Below are 20,696 nucleotides of genomic sequence, written 5' to 3'. Positions count from 1 at the left end.
GTTTTGAGCCTAGTTAGGTCTTTGCTCTTCAGAATTCTTGGCATACTCCAAAGATTCTTTTTTCATTGATTCTATTCTCTCTATGACTTTGTCCATTTCTGCATCTGTGCCTCCTTTTTCAATTAAATTTGCCAATATCTTAGTTTCACCAATATATGAATTGAATTTCTTCATTGCGTTCATGTAACTGATGTAACTATCTTGCCATGCTTCTGGAGGTTTTGATGTGACAAATTCGCTAATTTGAGTAGTTATTTGTGATGATGTTACTTCAGCTATCACAATATAATCTTGTGGAGAAATTTCACCATTTCGGAGATTTTGATATTCAATTTCCATTGATTCTTGTAATACTTCCTGGATGTTTTTTACCCCATCAAGATAATTCTCATAATCTGACACTACGAAAGTAGTTTGATCTTCTTGTGGAACTAACCATAACAAAAAACTTGCACCTGTAATTGCAGCTAAAATTATGGTAGTTGTTGCAATTCCTTTTTTTGAGACCATTTTGTAATTTTATGTTCAAGGTGTTTATAATTGGTAATATTTTAAATAATTATGGTTTACATACAAACATTTGAAAAAAAATGTTATTACGATACATTTGACATAATTTTTTTATAAATTTGTTACATTCGATGAATTTTTCAAGAATTTTCCCTTTTTGAAGCCTAAAAAAATTTACGCGTATCTAGCCTATAGTTAAATAAATTTCACAGCCTCTTCCTAAATACCCGAATGATTGACAAATTTTAGAATGGTTCAAGCATATTGCGTAAAATGCAGAGCAAAAAGGGATATTAAAGATCCTGTAGAAACTAAACTAAAAAATGGACGTCCAGCTGTAAAAGGTACATGTCCTACATGTGGAACTAATGTCTTCCGTATAGGAAAGATGGAATAATACAAACAACATCCACACGATTCTCTTTTTCAAAACCCATATAGGGTATACTGTACATTATTTTTTAGTGACTAAAGCAGAATATGAGAGTCTACTCAAACGCATTCGGGATAAACTGGGCGATAACAATGAAGATTCTCCAACTAGATTTGAACTTCCTGTTGTAGATGTTATGTGGGAAGGCCAAAAAACTTTTCTGCGTAATTTTTCAGAATTTCCAAAAGTTCTTCGTAGAGATCCCGACAAAGTTCTTCAATATCTCTCAAAAGAATTTGCTGTTCCTGCAGAAAGACTTGGTGATAAAGCAATGTTTGTGGGAAGACGGGCTCCTGATGATTTTACAAGACTATTTCAAATTTATGTAAAAGATTATCTTGAATGTCCTACATGCAAAAGTCCTGATACTAAAATCCTTAAAGAAAATCGCATCTCATTTTTAATCTGTGAAGCATGTGGTGCAAAATCTACTTTGAAGGGTAAATATGCGTAATGCAGTTTTCAGTACGTGTAACTGAATATCAAAAAAATACTATGCTCAATATTTGTGATGCTGAATTATTAGGAAAAAAAATCATTCAAGATGAATTAAACATACATATCAGTGAAAGCTACTATGGCGAACGATTTGTTGAGAAAGAAGAAGCAACAGATTTACTGAAACAATCCTCAATCATCAATATGGTTGGAAAAGAAACTATCTCTTTATCTATTCAACTTGGAGTCGGTTCTGAAAATGGGGTTAAAACAATTTCTGGCATTCCATTTTTAATTGTTTTTAATATGTGATATCTTGATTGATTTGATTTTTGATTCTTGCATTGCTTTTGATAAAAGAAATCTCTTTTATCTAGTGTCTTCAACAAAATCTATTGTCCAATGATATGAATTCTGATGATATAATGTCCGATGATTTACTCTTTGATGATTTGAGTAGAAAGTTAGAATCTAAAGTTGATAAAAAATTAATTTTTAAATCTAAGCGAGGGGGTTTGAAGGATGGTTTCAAAAAAGGCAAAGTCATCAATGAAGTTTTAGATAAACCTACTGTGATGACTCTTTACAAAATGATTACAGATCATATTATTGCATATGTTAATGGTGCTATAAGTGCTGGAAAGGAATCTGTTCTTTTTTGGGGAGTTGATGAAAATGATGTTGATGTTGCTTTGAAAATCTACTTGGTAAGTACATCAAATTTTAAAAAACGTGAGCCCTATATCTTAGGTGATCCTAGATTCTCTCATATCAAAAAAGGCACAAAAAATCTGGTTTATCTATGGGCAAAAAAAGAATTTCGAAATTTATCTCAATGCTATGAGGCTGGAATTCCAGTTCCAAGGCCCCTACATCTTACAAAAAATGTACTTGTTATGGAGTTTGTAGGAAAAGATGGAGTACCGTGCAAATCATTGCTGTACTCAGAAGTAAATGAAGATGATTATCTTCAAGCAATTTCAATCATTAAAGATCTTTACAAAAAAGCAAAATTGGTGCATGGTGATTATTCAGAATATAATATTTTTAAAACAGAAAATGGGTTGATAGTTTTTGATCTGGGATCTGGAGTTGATCTTAGACATCCCAATGCTCAAGAATTTCTTAAAAGAGATATTAATAACATTACAAAATTCTTCCATAAAAGAGGAGTTTCTGTTGAAGATCCAGATAAATTATTTGAGGAAATTATAAAATGAGTTTTGAAAAACTAATTCGTATTCCAAATGATAGAATTGCTGTTTTAATTGGAAAATCAGGTAATGTAAAATCAAAAATTGAAACAACATGTCATGTGTCTTTGGACATTGACGGTCAAACTGGAGAAGTTTTTATAACATCTCAAGGTGATGTTGAAAAAATTCAACCTTTCAAAGCAATGGAAATTGTTACAGCTATTGGTAGAGGTTTTTCACCTGAAAATGCTATGACTTTACTGCAAGGTGAAAATGCATTGCACATAATTGATCTAAGAGAATTTGCTGGAAAGTCTAATGCAAATGTTGAAAGGATAAAAGGGAGGATTATTGGAGAGGGTGGTAGAGCTAGACGAAATATGGAAAATCTTAGTGGTACTCATATCTCGGTTTATGGAAAAACTGTTTCAATTATTGGTGATTCAAGTAAATTACGATTGGCAGTAGACGCAATATCTTCTATTTCAAGTGGTAGTATGCATGGAGCAGTTTACACTAAATTAGAAGCTGCAAATCGAAGAGATAAACAAGAAAAAATGAAATTATGGGAAGATCAAGATGTCTTTGATTAAAGAAAAATTCAACCAAATCTCGCCTAGTGAATTCTTTTACAGCAATCGTGATTTAGCCGGTTTTAGTAATCCTACGCGTTCTCTCTATACTGCTGTTAGAGAATTTGTTGAAAATGCATTAGATGCGTGTGATCAAAAAGGAATTCTTCCAGACGTTCATTTAATAATTAAGGCTGTTGACCCTGAGAAATCTGATCCAAAGCACTACATCTTGACAGTAAAAGATAATGGACCTGGTATAGATCCTGAACATATTCCACTTGCATTTGGAACTGTACTGTATGGTTCGAAATTTGGACTTAAACAAGCAAGAGGCATGTTTGGATTGGGTGCAACAATGGCAATTTTGTATGGCCAAATTACAACTAACAAGCCTGTTACGGTGAAGAGTTCCGTAGATGGACAAACTCAAGATGAGTTTGAATTGTTACTTGACATTCAAAAGAATAAACCTGTAATTGTAAAACACAATACCAAAGAAGTTTCAAAAAAAGGCCTTTCAGTTAGTATTTGTTTAGAAGGAGATTATTCAAAAGCAGGAAATAAAATTAGAGATTATGTTTATGAAACTTCTTTAATCACTCCTTATGCATCAATTACTTTTGATGATCCAAAAGGAGAAAAATTTTCCCATCCACGATTTGTAAAAGATATTCCTCCGCCCCCAACAATAATTAGGCCTCATCCTCACGGAATTGATGTAGAAAGAATACGAAGAATGATAGTTGAATCCCAATTTGAAATTCCAAATATTGATGATGCAATGATTGAAAAAGTTCGAAAAGATTTAGGTCTATCTGTAAAAAATCTTAGCTTTACGGTAATCATGGAAAAAGCAAAGAAAAAATGGAAAACTCTTTCACGTCAAGTTAGAGTAGTTATTGCTTTGATGTCATTTCTAAAAATGGATTTTGAAAAACTAAACAAAATAAAAATTGAAGACATTGATATGCCTAACAAAAAATTATTTTATTGGGATTTTGGAGACTCGCAATCAAAATCCGTAGACATGGATTCTGAAAGTCAATATTTCAAGCAATTAACTAATACTGTACAGGGAGAACCTATGACCACATTTTTAACTAAACGATTTCAAAGAATAGGTCCAACTACCGCATCAAAATTTGCAGAATTTGCAGGATTCAAACCTGAGAAACGAATGGGCACTATGACAAATCAAGAATTAGTAAATCTTAGCGATTCCCTTCAAAAATTTGAAGATTTTCTTGCACCAGATCCAAGCTGTCTTGCACCATTAGGTGAAGAACCATTAGAAAAAGGAATAAAGAAATTCTTTAATCCTGACTTTGCTGCTGTAGTTCAACGCCCTGCATCTGCATACTCTGGATTTCCTTTCATTGTAGAAATGGGAATTGCATATGGTGGTGATATTAAAACTGGCGGGCCACATGTTTACAGATATGCCAATAGAATTCCTTTACTTTATGATGAAGGTAGTGATGTAGTACTCAAAGTTGTCAATGATACTGATTGGGGTAGATACAAGATTAAAGGTGACCCCCCATTCATAATTGTGTCTCATATTTGTTCTACTAGAATTCCATATAAGACTGCAGGAAAAGAAAATGTTGCTGATAGACCTGAAATAGAAAGGGAGTTAAGATTGGGGTTACAATACTTGTCTAGAAAATTAGCCGCATACATGTCTAAAAGAGGCCAAGCTGATATGGCAAAAAAGAGAGCAAATCTCTATGCAAAATACATTCCTTTAATTGCAACATTTGCTACAGAGCTTGCTGGTAAGAAAAAAGAACCTAATTTCAAGAAAATTCTAGAGATTGAAAATGTGGATGAATCTAAAAAAACAGTAGTGGAGGAAAATGAAGTTGAAAACAAATAAAGAAAAAAGTAAGATAAAAAATCGAAGCAAGAAAGCTGATGAAAAACAAAAGAATGTTCTTGAGATGCTTAAAAGTCATGGTGCAAAAATATATGAGGACTTAGATAATGGACAATTTCCAAAATTCTCAATACCCAGTAGATCTGTGAGCAATATTGTTTATGATAAAAAACTAAGACAATACATTCTAGGAAGTAATTCCGCGGTTAGAAGTTCAAGAAATTCTTCTCAGTTAAGATCCTTTACACAATTGATGTGGCTTGCATTTTTTGCCAATAGATTAACTCAAGAAAAAAAATCATCCACTTTAAGAGATGTTTATTATTCCTCACAAGCTTTCGCTATTGAATTTGAAGACCAGTCAGAATCTGATAACATCATTGTTGATTTAGAAGCTGTAACCTCAAAACCCAGAGAAGATTTTCACATATTTCCTGAGGAGAGAAGCTCCATCTTTGGTGATCTGAATATTGAATATACCATTCCTGGATATGAAGGAAAAACTATGAATTTATCTAACCATCCTGACGGTTATTCTATTGGTCCTAGTTTGACTACTGCAGAATTAGTTGACACTAGTGCTGAAATTGTAATTGCTATTGAAAAAGGTGGTCTTTTTACCAGATTTGTTGAAGAACAAGTTGATAAAAAATTTAAATCTATTATCATTAACACTGGTGGTCAAGCCCCTCGTTCAACTAGAACTTTATTAAAAAGACTTCATGAAGAAATGAAATTACCTGTAATTGTTCTTACAGATGGAGATGTGTATGGAGAACATATTGCAATGGTCATAAAATCTGGTTCTGCAAATGCAGCACATCTAAGAGAGCTAACAGTTCCTGATGCAAAATGGGTAGGAGTTTGGGCTACTGATATTGAAAAATATAAACTCCCTACAATTCCAATGACTGAATCTGATATTAAGAGGTGCTATGATCTACAAAAAGATCCTAGATATGAAGATGGAATTTGGAAAAAAGAACTTGATGTCTTTTTAAGACTAAAAAGAAAAGCTGAATTGGAAGCTTTCTCAAAATATGGTCTTACAAATATTACCGAAAAATATCTGCCACAAAAATTAGAATTAGCAAAAAGTCTTTAGTTATTTTATTCTTAGTGTTAATACGCCGTTTCTATATTTGAAATCAAATATCTGCATATCATTTGCTCCTTCGATTGGAACTTCTTTTGAGAATCCTGCAGTTCCACGAATGTATAAAATCCCATCTACTAATCTTACTGCAATTTTATCTTCTGGTCCTGGTACTTCGGCAACAAAAACAAATTCTCCTTCCCCTTTGATCAAATCATAAACCCAATTTTTTGTTTCTTGTTCTCTTGCTTGAGTGTATAGTGGTTTTTGATCCTTTGTCATTTTCTTTAAAACTTTAACCCAATAAAACATTGTTAAAGCAGCAGCACCAATTAAGATAAAACTTACAAAACCTGAATCAGCTCTTTGTGTCATAATATAGATTATTCCTAAAAATAGGATTACAATAATTGGTATTACAAAATTTAATGATTGCTCATTTGAATATGCACCCTTGTAACTTGCCAAACAGTAAAAATTTGAGTTTACCAAATATAAAGTATCTATGTACTTTATCTATCTCATTAATTGATTTGACTTGTTTGGAGAATTTATCTAATAATCGCTGCTCAATGTCTGCAAAACCAGTTACTTTTTCTTGGAATTACATGGGATGTTGAGACATTTTTTACAATTGTAAAATTTCCAATAACAGGAAATTGAAAAATAATCTAAATTGGAAAAAGACGTAAATGGTTAATGGAAATGCTGTAATTAATGAAAAAACCTTTGATTGTAGGAGTGATTGTATCTGTAGTCATAACAGCTATAGTAGTGTCTACTACAAGTTTCACTACTGAAGATACTAATATAGAAAACTCAGGAACCGGTTCCTTAATTTCACCATTATCCTTTTCAAATCTTGTCACTTCTGACACGCCTCTCAAAGGAGATCCGTCTGCTCCTATTACTCTGATTGAATTTGGAGACTTTCAATGTCCAAACTGTGGACGATTTGCAAGAGATACCAGCCCACAAATTGAATCATCATATGTAGAATCAGGTCAAGTGAGTATGGCTTTTAAACACTTTTCTGTCATTGGCCCAGATTCAAAAACTGCTGCGATGGCATCTCAATGTGCAAACGAGCAAGGAATGTTTTGGGAATTTCATGATGAATTGTATGGCAACCAAGGTCCTGAAAACTCTGGATGGGTAAGCAAAGTCAATCTAAAACAAATTGCATTAAACATGGGATTAGACAAACAAAGCTTTGATTCATGTCTTGATAGTAACAAATACCAATCATTAGTGGAAAATGATCTAAATCTTGCAAAACAAATCCAATTCACAGGAACTCCGTCATTTTTAATTCTTAAAAATGATGGTTCAAAACCTCAAGCACTAACTGGTGCATATCCATATGCAACATTTCAAAAGATATTTGATGAGAGTCTAAACTAAAAGTGATGACAAATGATACTGTCTTCATTTAAAGTGGTTTTTAATAATAAATTCTATATTTTTCTAGCATCTGCAATTTTTGTTTCATTTTGGATAGTGTTTAGTGTTTTGGGTGAATTATTGTTCTTTGCCCCTATTCTTGTATTTTATCTTCCTTCAGATGCAATTCCTGTTTTTGTGTTATCAAATATGATATCTGCATTAATGGGAATTGTTCTAAGCATGAATGTCTATGTTCTAAAAAACACAAAAGTAAAGATGAATAAATCCTCCTTTATGGGCTCATCTGTTGGACTGGTGGCAGGTGGATGTGCTAGTTGTTCATCGTTGGGATTTATACTCTTGACTAGCTTTGGTACTGCAAGTGTTGCTGTGTCTACTTTTCTTTCAGTATACCAAATTCCACTTTTGATAAGCTCAATTGGATTGTTATTATGGTCATACTATTCCATTCATAATAAATTAACAAAAAGTTGTGTGTTAAAGGAAAATATGGCATGACATCAACTATAATCACTGTTAGTATTGGTGTAGGATTACTTTTTGCAGGATTCTTGGGGGGTTATGTGATTGCAGAGCAAACATACAGTCCAAGAAATATGATGATGAATGATCCACAAACAACAACACAATGGATGGATACAATGATGGGAACAATGATGAACGATCCTGGATTGCGAGAACAAATGATAAATGAAATGGTTAAAAATCAACAGTTTATGCAAGATATGATGCAAAATAGCCAAATGATGGAAATGATGAGTAACATGATGGATTCTAGTATGATGAGTCAAAAAATGCAAGGGCAAGACATGATGAATGGTATGATGACAGGTTCTGAAATGCCATTTAATCCTGATGTACAAATAACAATTCCAATGATTGATGGATATTATAATGGAGAGAAGGTTTACTTTATTCATACAGAAATATCTGACAAAGACATGGCATCTATGATGTCTATGATGGTAAACTTTCCAACATTACATGTTTCTAATTTGAAAAATATTTCACCAGAAGAAACATCTAGAGTCTATGTGTTTACTAATGGCATTTCTGGTTCTGGACCATATGGTGGTGGACCTTTCATGTATCAAATTGATGTTTTTGATTCAATTCCAGAACAAATAGAATATAGTCAATTTAGAGTGCCACATCTAGTCACATGGAATGACAATTCTACTCCTAGACTTTTGACATCAGTTGAAGAAATTTTACAAGCTGAATCAAATGGTGAATTAACAATTCAACAAACTGAGAATGTTGTAAATGCTCCAACGATCGTATGGAAATCTGGTGGTATGGAACAAAGAGCTTCTATGATACAAAGAATGTTTGAAAGCATGCCTGAAATAGAAAGTGAGGTAACAAATGTGGATGTTGATAATTATGTTGTAATGTTAAAGATGCATTCTCAAAGCAGTATGGCAATGATGGAGAAAGAAGTGGTGAATCCATAATGTTTCAAGTAAAATGTTCTTATTGTGGCTGTTTTCCTTCTGAATGCAAAATTAGTATTTCTACTGAAGATTGTTCTAATTGTACTTTGGATGAATGTTGCTGTTGGAAAACAATTAATTCTTGATTTATCTTTCAAGAGTAAAGGATTAAAACACTTTATAGATTTCTTAATTCCATCCATTTCAAATTCAAAATTAAATGATGGATTTGGATACAATTTGGGAAGATCTTCAAATACTGTTTTAGAAATCATAACTTAATGTTGATTTCAGAAAAAATAACAATCAATGCATCATCTGATGATGTTTGGAATCATTTACAATCACTTCAGGGAGCGGAACAGTACATGCCAGTAGTCACAAAATCTGAGGTAAAAGGCACTGGATTGGGTACCACTAGAACCTGTGATGTTCAGATGGGTGATCAATCATTTCAGCTTATGGAAACCTTGGTAAAACTGGATGATTCTCAAAAATCACTCACTATAGCAATTGACAATGCACCTCCACCAATGAAAGGTCTGCTGATAGATTTCTCAATTCTTGGAGATGATAGTTCTTCAGAATTACAAGTCAGTACACAATCAGAGCAAACACCAGAAAATGTAAAGATGATTGAAGGAATTCTCAATATGATTTGTAGTGGATTGAAGCAATTTCACGAAAAATAATGATGTGTAATGTCTAGTACATTTGATTGAAAGAAATCCTTGATTAATTCCATATCTGAATCAATGCCTGAAATTGAGTATTTGATAATAATTAACAGTATTGGAGGTGTGATGGAGCGTGAACTTACCAATGACTAAAGTCAATTGGCTTCTTCCTGCTTCAACGACCGAGTTTCTGATCTCCACAGGCGTGCATTCCTGCGGTTCCCGCAGTAGTATGTCTGAACACAATCCATTTTCGGCTTTACGTAACAAATGGCACATGTTCATATCAATGATACGACCATATTTGCCTAAACTCTAACATGCAGTTGATTACACATGTATTGTACTTGAATATTTGATTGTGTTTTGTTTTGAGTTGTGGTGTGTTCGCTTTCATCCCAACCCTAAAGGGTTTGGGTTTTTCCGCTCACATCTATAAAATTGCAGAGCATCACAAGAATGAAGCAGATTATAAAATACTTGAAAAAATGGCAAGAAAAGTATCACTTCGATTTAAAATTGTAGAGTTTGATGATGATTTTGGAGGATTATCCATGACAATTAATGTTTTAAAAAGAAATACCATGATAGTAAAATCTTTGACTCCTGAATACACTTTGATCTTATTGTTGGCAAAAGGGATCAGTATAGACAAGACCTTGAAACTCTTCTCTGATACCAAGATAGATTATTAAAGTAATTATTTTTTATGATCTTTTCTTCACATCAGTTTCTTGATTCCTCTATTATGGGCTAATACAGGAATAATACACGTGGGGCACCCAATTTTAGATGTGAAACAGCAACAAAGACATTCGCATTCTCCTTTAATGTGATTGCACACTCCTTACATGACATATTTTTTACTCTTAGGTTTTGAACGAAGTCTAATCTTGCAGCAGGGACATGTAAATTCTTCAGTATGGAAAAACAATGTACAATGCGAACAATATTTTTGTCCAGAACCATATCTCAATCGTTCATAGCTAGTATGGTGAGTAGACTTTAATCTGGTGCATATGCCTTTACATGATTGTGCCAATGATTTTGTTTTTTTATAATCTATTTAAAAAAATCCCCAGATGTTTACAAATCTAATGAAATGATTTTCTAGCAATAAAAAATAATTCAGTCAGTTTTTCTGCAGCATCTTTTGGAGTTAATTGTACCAGTTCATCCCATTCCACTTTGATCCCCTTCCATCCATCAGTATGCCACGTTCCTATGGGGAGTGATTCTTTGATAATTTTTTCTTCAAAAGGCCAAGGATTCATGTATAGATATGGTTTGGAGTATTGCTCGTCGACTGGAGAAATACCAGTTCCAATCTGTTCATCGTTGTTTCCTGTAAACCATTCTAAAGAAAAATCAAAATGATGTGGCCATAAATGAATCAGAGTAAAGTTATCACGCAGATTCATTCTAAATAATTCTAGTATTTGTGATGCTTTTTTTGCAAAATCATGATAACTTGATAGTTCTTGCTCAGTTACATTGTTCAAAGACTCAGCTGAGATCTTTACATTTTTACTAGATGAAATTGATTGTAATTTTTCTAAAACATTATCCTTTTTCAAGTCAATGAATGATCCAACCTCATTTTCAAAATATAGTAATTGTCCAGTTAAAAGATTAATTTTGATCTCATTTTTATTGTTCATTAATCCCGTTGTTATCTCATCATTTTGTACAAACAACCCGTGATGTCCAAAATGGGGTAATTCCTCTACTAGTTGTTGTTTGATTTCGCCAACTGCCAAGCAGATTTCTTGCAAATTTTTTATTTTAATCTCTGAACTAGGCATGTTCTATCCCCGTTCCTGTTGAGATATCCATATCAGTTGTAATCAAATCATCATATCCTAGAGAATGCACATCATTTTTCCCTGTTGCACGAGTTATTTCATCAATTTCCATTTTCAAAATGAATATGTAGTTTACAAATCTTGCAAACGAGTCATCTATACTGAATCTATCTCTCAAATTTTGTTTTTGTGTTGCAATTCCGACTGGACAATTTCCAGTATGACATGTTCTATATTGCTGACAACCAATTGCAATCATTGCAGATGTGGCAATTGCTACAGCATCTGCACCCATTGCAATACTTTTACAAATCTCACCTGATGTTCTGTATCCACCTGTCATGACAAGGGATGCTTGGTTTTGATGTTTGTCCAAAACTTTTCTAGCTCTGGCAACAGCATATACTGCAGGCATTGCAAAATTGTCTTTAACAAAAACAGGAGCAGCACCCGTTCCACCTCCTCTTCCATCAATGGTGATAAAATCAGGTTCTGCATACAGTGCATATTCCAAATCTCCTTCTACATGTCCTGCTGCAAATTTTATTCCAATTGGCCTACCGCCAGTAATGTCTTTGAGCTGTGACACATAGTCTTTGAGATCTTGTTTGCTATTGATTTCAGTATTTCTTGCAGGGGAAATTTGATCCTTATCCATTGGGATGCCTCTTAGTTTTGCTATTTCAGGAGTTATCTTTTCTTTAAGCAAGTGACCTCCCAACCCTGGTTTTGCAGCCTGACCAATCTTTATTTCAACTGCATCAGCGGATTTTATCCATTCTTCATTTCTAGTAAATTTTGGAGTGCTAATTTCATAGATGTATTTTCCAGCATTATCAAATTCTCTTTGGTTTCGTCCACCTTCTCCTGAACAGGTTGCAATATCCATTTTTTTGGAACCCTTCGCAAGAGCCGTTTTTGCCTCCTCTGATAGTGCTCCAAATGACATATGGGATACATAAACAGGCATTGAAATCTCAAGTGGAATTTTTGCTGTTTTTCCAATGATTGTTTTCAGGTTTACATTCTCTTCTTCTAAAAGAGGAGTTCTGAATAGTTGAGCTGCTTTGAATAAAATATCGTCAAACATTGGAACGTGTTTAAGAGTGCCCATAGGTGCAATCTCTTTTACTTTCCACTTTGCTTTAGCAGCAATGTCATCCATTTCAGGCATTGTTTTATCATGTGTTCTCTCAAATCGTTGCTTTGTATTGTGATCAAATCTTACCAGATAGTCTTTGTTTTTTCCAAGTTCTAACAATTGATCCTGATTAATAAAAATAGAATCACCTCTGACATTTAATTCAAAAGTAGGAACCGAATCCTCATATCCTTCAGGTCCTTTTCCAGTTTCCAAATCAAATTGCCAATTATGTAATGGACATGTAAGATATCCAGAGCCATCCACAGAACCGTCGCCCAGGGAGCCTCCCATATGGGGACATTTGTTATACACTGCATTGAACTTATTGTTTTGATTAACAACAACAAACTCAATGTTGTGTATATTGAAAACTTTCATTTTATTTTCTGAAATATCTAAAATATTGCAAAGTTTAACAAAATTTGATTCTGGCATTTGTATTCTATTAAAAAATTAGAATGATGGTATTTATTGAAATTCCCAATTTCTATCATTTAGAATTCTCTTTGAAAAAATTAAAAAAAGAAAGTGTTCTATTTTTTTCCTAGTTTTCTTGAAATCAATGAATCAATTCCAAATTTGCCAGAGCCATAAATAGTAAGGCCTATGGCAACTCCCAACATTGTTGGGTCTTTCCAGATTGCAGGTCCAGTGGTAAAATCAAATCCAAACATAATCATGGCACCAATTAGGATAATTGTTTGAAATATTGCTGCAGGCCTTGTCAATAATCCCGACAAAACAAGTGCACCAGATACTATTTCTAAAATTCCTATCATCATGGCCATACTGATTGCCATTTCAGGTTGGATGCCTGCCATGTTTTGCATCATCATCCCAAATCCTGCGGGATCAGACACTTTATCATAACCTGCCCAGAAAAATGCAAAAGACATGCCTATTCTTATCACAAGCAGACTTGCTGCAGATTTATTTTCTGAAACTGGTTTTGCAAATACTATTGACATTACAAAATACATCTGTAAACTGTATTTAATGAAATTCCCAAATTGTATTTTGATTAAAAATTAATCAATGTATTTTTTTTCTGCTCTATCTAGTTTTGATTCTACTTTTCTAATTACTGCATACAATGTAGCCAAATTTGAAGATAATAATTCAGATGGAAAAAACATATCTCCGTATCCTTCGCCTTTTCGTACTATCAAATTATTTTTTTCTAATACTTCAATGCTATGCTGTATTGTTTTGTAATCTAGACTCAATTTTTTTGAAAGTTCCATGGCATTCATAGGATCTTCGGTGATTGCACAAATAATTCGTAATCTGGTATATCTGCCGCCCATTCCAGTAAAAACAGTAGAGAACAATTCTTTCATTTGTTTATCTACTTTGATGTTTTCATAACTTGGGACATCTTTGAAGATTATATTTTTACATAATGACTCAAAAGGCATAAAAAAATATTCTTTATTTTGAATATAAACTAATTTTTGATCGGTTATTTTTTTTCATCAAAAATACTTGATAATCTCGTAATGTCTCTTGGAAAAAATAAATCAATAAACCAATCAAGACCAACACGAATTTTCTTCTCATTTGTTGGAAGAGTAGAAAGATAGTATTGTTTCCAGATTAGCCATGCAATAAATCCCCTAAATTCATGCCCTAGTACCAGTGCAACCCCGTCTTTTTTGCCAATTTTGGCCATTGAGCCTTTTGTGTCATAGATGAAATCATTCTGAATTCCTACACCATTGATTTTATTTTCAAGATTTTCGGCAACTGTTTTTGCCTGTCTAATTGCATGTTGAGCAGTTGGTGGATATGGATTTCCACTGCGAGGATCTGTTGAAAACGCACAATCCCCTAATGCAAAAACTTCAAGATGATCTTCAAGTTTGAGTTGTCTGTTCACAATCACTCTTCCTGATTTATGGTGCTTGGTGTTTATTTTTTCAATGACGGACTCTACCGTATTTCCTCCTGCCCATATTACAGTCGCAGTTGAAATTTCTTTTTTGTTAGTCAAAATTGCTATTTCATTTGAAATATCTTCAAGTTTTGTGTTTGTGTAAATTGTAACTCCATCTTTTTCCAATGCCTGCCTGGAATATTCTCCCAAGTTTCCAATTTCTGGCAATATCTTGTCTCCTGCAGCTACTAAAATTATTTTGATATTATCTTGATGAATATTTCGATAAAATTTTTTGGCTGATTCTCTAACAAAATCATTTATCTCTCCAACTGTTTCTACTCCTGAAAAACCTCCTCCCACAACAACAAATGTCATTATCTTTTTTTGTAGATCTAGATTTGTTTCTTGATCTGCATCTTCTAGCATACTAATTATGTGATTTCTGATCTTTATTGCATCATCTAAACTTTTTATTGTCAATGAATTTTTTTCAATATTAATATTTCCAAAAAAGTTTGTCTTGCCACCCATTGCTAAAACCAAATAATCATAGGATAGAACTCTTTGAGATTTATCAGTCATTCGTTGTATGGTAACTTGTTTTGAATCTAGTTGAATATCTACAACTTTGGATTGATGAAATTGTGCCCTCTTACAGAATCTTCTTATTGGTGTTGCAATATGTCTTGGTTCTATAGTTCCTGTGGCCATTTCTGGCAGCATTGGAGTATGTAAGAAAAAATTTGATTCGCTAACAAGTTCTATGCTTACATCTACATTATTTTCAAATGATTTCTGAATCTTGTTCAAAACTCCAACTCCTGCATACCCTCCGCCTAAAATCAAAATTTTTTTCATTTTGGGAGATGGATTTTCATGAACATTTTTTGTGTGGTGTTCATACGTCTTAATATTTGAAAATTCAACGTTACAAACATGACATAGATAATTTGCACCAATTTTCCTTGTCAATACTGAGCTTATTATGCCTAAAGTGACACCCCAGACTAAATGCATGAATAATGAATTAATCATCTGATTTTGAAAATTCTCTTTGACTTCTTGAGTGATTTGCAGAGGACTCACCTCTGGATTTATTTCAGATAGTATTTCAATTGTATTTGGACCTAAAAATATCTGAGATACTGGAATTGCAAACACTACAAAAACTACTGTGCCGGAAATTACCCCATATGTCAATCCCTTGGGAATTCGAGAAATATTAAACCGTAATACTTTGTGTAGAAATATTCCAGTAACAATGCCAATTATTGTTGCAACAAAAAAATGCAATGCCAAACCAATTTCAGGCTGTGAAGAATTTACTATCCTAGCTGCAGTCAACAACCATATCTGATAGGATGAACTGCCAAACAAATCCGAAAATATTATTGGTAGATGCATTGTAAATGCTCCAACAATGGATCCAACTGCAACAAAAAACACTTCTTTTCTTAATGAAAAATTTACAATTGGCTGTATGTGACGTGTGTCCATTTTTTTAATTAGTTTTAATGTATTTGACCCATTCTTTTAATGAATTAACTGAACGAACCATCAAAGGAGCATTACGTAGAACAAACTCTTGTTCATCTGAGGTATTTTGTGGCTTTTTGTTTTTGTAATCATCAAATGTTTTTTTGCCATCATAATCTACAAAAGCAATTCTTGCACCATAGTTATCTGGTTCTAGCATACATGCGTCACCTGTGACTACTGCAATATGAAATGGACATGATATCAGTGATTCTCCAAGTTGATTAGAAGTCATTACGTTTTTTCTTTTAAGATCCTCTGCAAGTTGATTAAAATTTGCAAAAAAGTAAAATGCCCCCTGTGGTTTTGTTGTAGTTACTCCTTCAACTTTACCCCATTCTTCTGAGAGATATGTTCCCATGATTCTGTGAATGTCTCGAGTTATGGAGATGTATTGATCAATTTCTGAATTAGATTCATAGGCCTTGATTGCAGCATATTGAGTAGGAGTGGAGACATTAGTGTATACGGTAGCTGCTACTTTCTTGTAATCTGAAGCTAACTTTTCAGATGATGTTGTAGGTAGGATACATGAACCTAGTCTGTATCCTCCTGCTGAACGATCCTTTGATAACCCATTTGTCACAAATGTGCCTTCTGGATACACTATTCCCATGCTTGTAAACTCAGAAAAATCATATGTATCTAGTGCATAAATCTCATCAGCTAGAACCAAAACATTGTGTTTTCTACAAACATCTGCAAGATTTTCAAGTTCCTTCTTTGTGTATAGGGAACCTGTGGGATTATGGGGGTTGTTTAGAACTAGAGTGTGCTGTTCCTCATGTAATTTTGATAAAAATTCCTCAAACTCTTCAGGATTAATTTTGTAATCATGTTCTGGTTTTAAGAAAAATGTATGAAAATGCTTGTTTAACAAATGAATTTGTGGGCGATAACCAATCCAAGAAGGAGACGGCAATATCACATCACCCTTAATGATTCCAAATAATGTATTGATGATGTCTTTAGTTCCTGGACCAACAACTATTCTTGATGGCTCAACATCTAGTTTGAAATGTCTTTTGTTAAAATCCGAAATTGTTTCTCTTAGTTCTAAAATTCCTTCTGCATCTGAATAGTGTCCCTTTTCTGTAGATTCTGACAATGCTTTTGCTAAAACAGGCAGGACATGAAAAGGGGATTGACCAAATCCAAGTCCGTAGAATTCTTCAAAACAACCACCAGAAGCACATTTTTTTCGTTGTTCTGTAACCATCAATCCAACTTTAAGATTATCAGGCATTACTACTTCATCTACTTGACTTTCAATTTGAATTTCATTAATCATGTCCCATGGAAATGATTGGATAAAATGTTAAAAGGCTTCTCCCAAATGTACCAAATCATTTGGAATCAATTTGGGAATCTGCTTAAATACATTTTTTCTAGACTTGTACCAATATGAAAAAAATTATGTTGATTACTATTACTGCTATGTCTTTAATGCTTCTTGCAATGTTTATTCCAACTAATTCAGTACATGCAGCAGAACTACCAGAATATTGCTCTGATGCTACTGGAAGTGTAGTTTGTGAAATTACTATTTTACCTTACTCTCAACCAGGATCTTACTCTCCTGAAATAGCTGAAATTCCTGAAGGTGCTTCTGTTGTGTTCATAAATTCTGGACCTGAAATCCATACTGCGACTAGTACTGATGCTTCACCCGATGCATCCCCTGCAGATGCAAGTTCTATGGTAAATGGAATCTTTGATACTGGAATTGTAGGAATTGATGGTGTTTCAGAACCTATTATACTAAATGACAATGGCATTTTTTACTATTATTGTGCAGTTCACCCAGATATGATGGGAACTTTGATTGTTGGCGATAAAGTAACTGCTAAAGCCACATCCACAAGTACTACTGAGACATCTGCTGATTCTGCAGACTTGGAATTTAGTGCAAATGCATCTGGTGACACGTCAATTACTGGTGGTGAATTACCATTAACAAAAATAAATTCAGTTGGAAACACTGCATACATCATTGATGGTACTACTCCAAAAGGTGGTCATGATGCATTCAGTTATGATGGTTCAGGTCACAAAAAGATCACTGGAAATGTTCAAGTTGATTTAGATCCTATTACTAACACAGGACGCATTACTGCTGAATGGACTGACCCTGAAGGAAACAATTGGACTTACAAACAAACAAAGTTTGCTGGAGGTAATGAAATGTATATTGGCGAAACAATTGATGGTGTCACTCAAACCAAATTAGATTTAGATCCTGTTGCAATTAATCACTTTGAACACGGAACAACTGGTGCTGGTCCAACAATAGAGCCAACACTATTTGTATATCTGGCGTCTTGGGGACCAGCTGAGATTACTAAAAACGGTGTGTCTCAAGGAGAATTTGAAGGTCACATGATGGTAACTGACGGTGCAAGAAATACTGAAACTGGAAAAATCGTACAAAGTGACGGTACCACTCCATACTCTCCAATGATGCCTGATAACTCTCTAGTTAACCGTAACACTGCACAATTACACTTGGTATATCATACCGCTCCTGCACCTGAGATTACTGCTAATTTCCCTCCACCATTTGAAACTTTTAACCACTTGATGTTTTACGAATTAGACCCATTTGTGCCAGTAACACATGTTATTGGAACTAATACCTATGTTGTAGATGGCGTCACTCCAAAAGGTGGTCATGATGCATTCAGTTATGACGGAAGTGGTCACAAGAAAACAAGCGGCCAAGTAGAGATTGACTTGGATCCTGTAACTAACACTGGGAGTATATTATCTGAATGGGTTGATGAAGATGGAAATGATATGAAACTTGTACAGACTAAATTTGGTGGTGGTAATGAAATGTATATTGGCGAAACAATTGATGGTGTCACTCAAACCAAATTAGATTTAGATCCTGTTGCAATTAATCACTTTGAACACGGAACAACTGGTGCTGGTCCAACAATAGAGCCAACACTATTTGTATATCTGGCGTCTTGGGGACCAGCTGAAGTATTCAAGAACGGTGTATCTGAAGGAACTTTTGAAACACACATGATGCTTACAGAAGGTGCAAGAGATGTTGAATCTGGTAAAATATTCCAAAGTGATGGAACAACCCCGTATTCTCCAATGTCTCCTGAAAACTCTGCAGTAAATCACAACACTGCACAAATTCATCTAGTGTACCATACATCTCCTGCACCTGAGATGACTGCTAATTTCCCTCCACCATTTGAAGTCTTTGAGCATACAATGTTTTATGATATTGATGTTTTACCACCAACCATAAAACCTGTTCAGTTAACAGAACCTGATCATAAACAAAGTACTACATCTGATGCGGCTTTGTTAAAGATGTCTCCATATGCACAAATGAAACATGGTGTTGATCCTGTAGATGTCCAATGTCGTCAAACCTTTGAACTTGTAATGAAAATTTCAGACGGTTCAGCTGCTTGTATACATTCAAATTCTGTTGAAAAATTAGTTCAACTTGGTTGGGCTAGTCAATTTTAGACTATGATTTTTATTTTTAAAAAAAAATACTTTGAATAAATTGTATATTCGTTATGTGTCAGTTAAACAAATGAAGAAAATCGATCAAAATGCAGTCACATATGGAATGCCAATTGAATTGATGATGGAAAATGCAGGGAGGGAAATTTGCAATGAAATGCTAAAAAAAATCAAGAAATACAAAATCAAAAAAATTCTAGTTGTTGCAGGAAATGGAAATAATGGAGGGGGAGTAATTGCTGCCTCTCGTCATCTTTCCATATATGGAATTTCTCTAAAATTAGTCATTTTAGGCACAAAAAACTCCCTTAGCACCCCAAGTAAACTCCATTTATCTCTAATTAGAAAGAATCCTAAAATCCAGATTATTTACAGTTCTAAAAATTTAAAGAAAGTTTTATCTGAAATTCAAAATTCTGAATTGATAATAGATGGAATTTTTGGTATTGGAATTAATCGTGATGTTATTGATCCGCATTATTCAATCATTTCTGCAATCAATGATTCAAATGCATATGTGATCTCCAATGATGTACCATCTGGAATTAATGCAGACTCTGGAAAAATATACAACATTGCAGTAAAACCAAATTATCTTGTTGTTTTGCATAAACCAAAAAAATGGATGATGAGGCCTAAAACTCTTAAGTTCATTGTTGCTAACATAGGAATTCCAATTGAAATAGATAACTGAATTTAATTTCTTGATATAATTTGGGATAAATTTTTTATTTTAATATTTAATTTCTTAACTCATGAAAGCAGTTTGGAATGATGTTGTATTGGCTGAAAGTGATGATGTTATCACACTAGAAGGAAATGTCTATTTTCCAATGGATTCATTAAATAAAGAATACTTTGAAGAAAGCAAGTCGACATCACTGTGCATCTGGAAGGGCAAGGCCAATTATTTTTCTGTAAACGTAAATGGTGAACCAAATAAAAATTGTGCATGGTATTACCCAAAGCCATCATTTTTAGCAAAAAAGATCAAAAACCGTGTTGCATTCTGGCAAGACGTTCAGATAATTAAATAAATTCATCATGATTCTGCCCAGTTAACCCCACATTCATCACATTTGGCTCTAATTCCATTATATCGTGATTCCCAATATGGCTGTATTTCCTGATTACATATGGGACATTCAACTAATTGATGATCATATTTGTTCAGATGCAGAATTTTTCCA

At 33.8% G+C, this 20,696-nt stretch carries 24 protein-coding genes; 16 read left to right on the top strand and 8 right to left on the bottom strand.

Features of this window, described 5'->3' with window-relative positions; genetic code table 11:
* Positions 1-9 precede the first annotated feature (9 nt).
* The gene (locus tag C5F50_RS10970) at positions 10-510 is read right to left on the bottom strand and encodes a hypothetical protein (RefSeq protein ID WP_179371368.1); all 501 of its coding nucleotides are present in this window, start codon (positions 508-510) and stop codon (positions 10-12) included.
* 250 nt (positions 511-760) lie between these two features.
* Between C5F50_RS10970 and C5F50_RS10965 the strand changes: the two genes are divergently transcribed.
* The 7 genes from C5F50_RS10965 to C5F50_RS10935 all read left to right on the top strand — a co-directional run bounded on the left by C5F50_RS10965 (position 761) and on the right by C5F50_RS10935 (position 6,136).
* Positions 761-907 (top strand): DUF5679 domain-containing protein, encoded by a 147-nt coding sequence (locus C5F50_RS10965; protein WP_179371367.1) that lies wholly within the window; start codon positions 761-763, stop codon positions 905-907.
* 67 nt (positions 908-974) lie between these two features.
* On the top strand, positions 975-1,397 hold the full coding sequence (locus C5F50_RS10960) for a translation initiation factor IF-2 (RefSeq protein WP_179371366.1): 423 nt from the start codon (positions 975-977) through the stop codon (positions 1,395-1,397).
* The gene (locus C5F50_RS10955; RefSeq protein WP_179371365.1) at positions 1,397-1,693 is read left to right on the top strand and encodes a DUF424 domain-containing protein; all 297 of its coding nucleotides are present in this window, start codon (positions 1,397-1,399) and stop codon (positions 1,691-1,693) included. Before C5F50_RS10960 ends, C5F50_RS10955 begins: the two co-directional genes overlap by 1 nt.
* A gap of 95 nt (positions 1,694-1,788) precedes the next feature.
* Positions 1,789-2,601 carry a serine protein kinase RIO gene (locus C5F50_RS10950; protein WP_179371364.1) on the top strand — a complete coding sequence of 271 codons (813 nt, stop codon included), beginning with the start codon at positions 1,789-1,791 and terminating at the stop codon, positions 2,599-2,601.
* On the top strand, positions 2,598-3,170 hold the full coding sequence (locus tag C5F50_RS10945) for a KH domain-containing protein (protein ID WP_179371363.1): 573 nt from the start codon (positions 2,598-2,600) through the stop codon (positions 3,168-3,170). The genes C5F50_RS10950 and C5F50_RS10945 overlap by 4 nt, the downstream gene beginning before the upstream one ends.
* The gene (locus C5F50_RS10940) at positions 3,157-5,031 is read left to right on the top strand and encodes a DNA topoisomerase VI subunit B (RefSeq protein WP_179371362.1); all 1,875 of its coding nucleotides are present in this window, start codon (positions 3,157-3,159) and stop codon (positions 5,029-5,031) included. Before C5F50_RS10945 ends, C5F50_RS10940 begins: the two co-directional genes overlap by 14 nt.
* Complete coding sequence (locus tag C5F50_RS10935) at positions 5,018-6,136, top strand: DNA topoisomerase IV subunit A (protein WP_425340044.1); 1,119 nt, start codon at positions 5,018-5,020, stop codon at positions 6,134-6,136. Before C5F50_RS10940 ends, C5F50_RS10935 begins: the two co-directional genes overlap by 14 nt.
* On the opposite strand, the gene C5F50_RS10930 is transcribed toward C5F50_RS10935, so the two are convergent.
* A complete protein-coding gene (locus C5F50_RS10930; RefSeq protein WP_179371360.1) occupies positions 6,137-6,595 on the bottom strand; it encodes an Hsp20/alpha crystallin family protein in 459 nt (152 codons plus the stop codon).
* 249 nt (positions 6,596-6,844) lie between these two features.
* Here C5F50_RS10930 and C5F50_RS10925 point away from each other — a divergent pair, with 249 nt between their 5' ends.
* From C5F50_RS10925 to C5F50_RS10900, 6 genes are all read left to right on the top strand, one after another.
* Positions 6,845-7,531 carry a DsbA family protein gene (locus tag C5F50_RS10925; RefSeq protein ID WP_179371359.1) on the top strand — a complete coding sequence of 229 codons (687 nt, stop codon included), beginning with the start codon at positions 6,845-6,847 and terminating at the stop codon, positions 7,529-7,531.
* 120 nt (positions 7,532-7,651) lie between these two features.
* A complete protein-coding gene (locus tag C5F50_RS10920; protein ID WP_218843332.1) occupies positions 7,652-8,032 on the top strand; it encodes a hypothetical protein in 381 nt (126 codons plus the stop codon).
* Entirely contained in the window at positions 8,029-8,991 is a 963-nt protein-coding gene (locus C5F50_RS10915) for a DUF7482 domain-containing protein (protein ID WP_179371358.1), read from the top strand. Before C5F50_RS10920 ends, C5F50_RS10915 begins: the two co-directional genes overlap by 4 nt.
* Positions 8,992-9,081: 90 nt before the next feature.
* Positions 9,082-9,252, top strand: coding sequence for a hypothetical protein (locus C5F50_RS10910; RefSeq protein ID WP_179371357.1), 171 nt, complete (start codon positions 9,082-9,084; stop codon positions 9,250-9,252).
* Positions 9,252-9,662, top strand: a complete 411-nt coding sequence (locus C5F50_RS10905; RefSeq protein ID WP_179371356.1) for an SRPBCC family protein — start codon at positions 9,252-9,254, stop codon at positions 9,660-9,662. The genes C5F50_RS10910 and C5F50_RS10905 overlap by 1 nt, the downstream gene beginning before the upstream one ends.
* A gap of 368 nt (positions 9,663-10,030) precedes the next feature.
* Positions 10,031-10,342, top strand: coding sequence for a hypothetical protein (locus C5F50_RS10900; RefSeq protein ID WP_179371355.1), 312 nt, complete (start codon positions 10,031-10,033; stop codon positions 10,340-10,342).
* 399 nt (positions 10,343-10,741) lie between these two features.
* Here C5F50_RS10900 and C5F50_RS10895 read toward each other — a convergent pair whose 3' ends face one another.
* The 6 genes from C5F50_RS10895 to C5F50_RS10870 all read right to left on the bottom strand — a co-directional run bounded on the left by C5F50_RS10895 (position 10,742) and on the right by C5F50_RS10870 (position 17,302).
* Positions 10,742-11,452 (bottom strand): hypothetical protein, encoded by a 711-nt coding sequence (locus C5F50_RS10895; protein ID WP_179371354.1) that lies wholly within the window; start codon positions 11,450-11,452, stop codon positions 10,742-10,744.
* Entirely contained in the window at positions 11,445-13,031 is a 1,587-nt protein-coding gene (locus C5F50_RS10890; protein ID WP_179371353.1) for a glutamate synthase-related protein, read from the bottom strand. The genes C5F50_RS10895 and C5F50_RS10890 overlap by 8 nt, the downstream gene beginning before the upstream one ends.
* Positions 13,032-13,129: 98 nt before the next feature.
* Positions 13,130-13,564, bottom strand: a complete 435-nt coding sequence (locus tag C5F50_RS10885; RefSeq protein ID WP_179371352.1) for a DoxX family protein — start codon at positions 13,562-13,564, stop codon at positions 13,130-13,132.
* 60 nt (positions 13,565-13,624) lie between these two features.
* Positions 13,625-14,014 carry an ArsR/SmtB family transcription factor gene (locus tag C5F50_RS10880; protein WP_179371351.1) on the bottom strand — a complete coding sequence of 130 codons (390 nt, stop codon included), beginning with the start codon at positions 14,012-14,014 and terminating at the stop codon, positions 13,625-13,627.
* Positions 14,015-14,058: 44 nt separating this feature from the next.
* Positions 14,059-15,972 (bottom strand): NAD(P)/FAD-dependent oxidoreductase, encoded by a 1,914-nt coding sequence (locus C5F50_RS10875; RefSeq protein WP_179371350.1) that lies wholly within the window; start codon positions 15,970-15,972, stop codon positions 14,059-14,061.
* A 4-nt stretch (positions 15,973-15,976) separates the two neighbouring features.
* Complete coding sequence (locus tag C5F50_RS10870) at positions 15,977-17,302, bottom strand: pyridoxal phosphate-dependent aminotransferase (protein ID WP_179371349.1); 1,326 nt, start codon at positions 17,300-17,302, stop codon at positions 15,977-15,979.
* A 113-nt stretch (positions 17,303-17,415) separates the two neighbouring features.
* On the opposite strand from C5F50_RS10870, the gene C5F50_RS10865 reads away from it, so the two are divergent.
* The 3 genes from C5F50_RS10865 to C5F50_RS10855 all read left to right on the top strand — a co-directional run bounded on the left by C5F50_RS10865 (position 17,416) and on the right by C5F50_RS10855 (position 20,543).
* Positions 17,416-19,506 carry a cupredoxin domain-containing protein gene (locus C5F50_RS10865; RefSeq protein ID WP_179371348.1) on the top strand — a complete coding sequence of 697 codons (2,091 nt, stop codon included), beginning with the start codon at positions 17,416-17,418 and terminating at the stop codon, positions 19,504-19,506.
* Positions 19,507-19,561: 55 nt separating this feature from the next.
* Entirely contained in the window at positions 19,562-20,200 is a 639-nt protein-coding gene (locus C5F50_RS10860) for an NAD(P)H-hydrate epimerase (protein ID WP_280924458.1), read from the top strand.
* A gap of 61 nt (positions 20,201-20,261) precedes the next feature.
* Positions 20,262-20,543, top strand: a complete 282-nt coding sequence (locus C5F50_RS10855) for a DUF427 domain-containing protein (RefSeq protein ID WP_179371346.1) — start codon at positions 20,262-20,264, stop codon at positions 20,541-20,543.
* The last annotated feature ends 153 nt before the right edge of the window (positions 20,544-20,696 follow it).

Source organism: Nitrosopumilus ureiphilus, assembly GCF_013407185.1.
Taxonomy (GTDB): Archaea; Thermoproteota; Nitrososphaeria; order Nitrososphaerales; family Nitrosopumilaceae; genus Nitrosopumilus; species Nitrosopumilus ureiphilus.
Note: the sequence above shows the minus strand (reverse complement) of the source record. Positions and strands in the feature narration are given on the sequence as shown.

Bases quoted from the DNA above. Each gene is read 5' to 3' on its own strand.
- C5F50_RS10970 (WP_179371368.1), bottom strand. From the start codon at position 510: ATGGTCTCAAAAAAAGGAATTGCAACAACTACCATAATTTTAGCTGCA.
- C5F50_RS10965 (WP_179371367.1), top strand. From the start codon at position 761: ATGGTTCAAGCATATTGCGTAAAATGCAGAGCAAAAAGGGATATTAAA.
- C5F50_RS10955 (WP_179371365.1), top strand. From the start codon at position 1,397: ATGCAGTTTTCAGTACGTGTAACTGAATATCAAAAAAATACTATGCTC.
- C5F50_RS10950 (WP_179371364.1), top strand. From the start codon at position 1,789: ATGAATTCTGATGATATAATGTCCGATGATTTACTCTTTGATGATTTG.
- C5F50_RS10945 (WP_179371363.1), top strand. From the start codon at position 2,598: ATGAGTTTTGAAAAACTAATTCGTATTCCAAATGATAGAATTGCTGTT.
- C5F50_RS10940 (WP_179371362.1), top strand. From the start codon at position 3,157: ATGTCTTTGATTAAAGAAAAATTCAACCAAATCTCGCCTAGTGAATTC.
- C5F50_RS10925 (WP_179371359.1), top strand. From the start codon at position 6,845: ATGAAAAAACCTTTGATTGTAGGAGTGATTGTATCTGTAGTCATAACA.
- C5F50_RS10915 (WP_179371358.1), top strand. From the start codon at position 8,029: ATGACATCAACTATAATCACTGTTAGTATTGGTGTAGGATTACTTTTT.
- C5F50_RS10910 (WP_179371357.1), top strand. From the start codon at position 9,082: ATGAATGTTGCTGTTGGAAAACAATTAATTCTTGATTTATCTTTCAAG.
- C5F50_RS10905 (WP_179371356.1), top strand. From the start codon at position 9,252: ATGTTGATTTCAGAAAAAATAACAATCAATGCATCATCTGATGATGTT.
- C5F50_RS10895 (WP_179371354.1), bottom strand. From the start codon at position 11,452: ATGCCTAGTTCAGAGATTAAAATAAAAAATTTGCAAGAAATCTGCTTG.
- C5F50_RS10890 (WP_179371353.1), bottom strand. From the start codon at position 13,031: ATGCCAGAATCAAATTTTGTTAAACTTTGCAATATTTTAGATATTTCA.
- C5F50_RS10885 (WP_179371352.1), bottom strand. From the start codon at position 13,564: ATGTCAATAGTATTTGCAAAACCAGTTTCAGAAAATAAATCTGCAGCA.
- C5F50_RS10880 (WP_179371351.1), bottom strand. From the start codon at position 14,014: ATGCCTTTTGAGTCATTATGTAAAAATATAATCTTCAAAGATGTCCCA.
- C5F50_RS10875 (WP_179371350.1), bottom strand. From the start codon at position 15,972: ATGGACACACGTCACATACAGCCAATTGTAAATTTTTCATTAAGAAAA.
- C5F50_RS10870 (WP_179371349.1), bottom strand. From the start codon at position 17,302: ATGATTAATGAAATTCAAATTGAAAGTCAAGTAGATGAAGTAGTAATG.
- C5F50_RS10865 (WP_179371348.1), top strand. From the start codon at position 17,416: ATGAAAAAAATTATGTTGATTACTATTACTGCTATGTCTTTAATGCTT.
- C5F50_RS10855 (WP_179371346.1), top strand. From the start codon at position 20,262: ATGAAAGCAGTTTGGAATGATGTTGTATTGGCTGAAAGTGATGATGTT.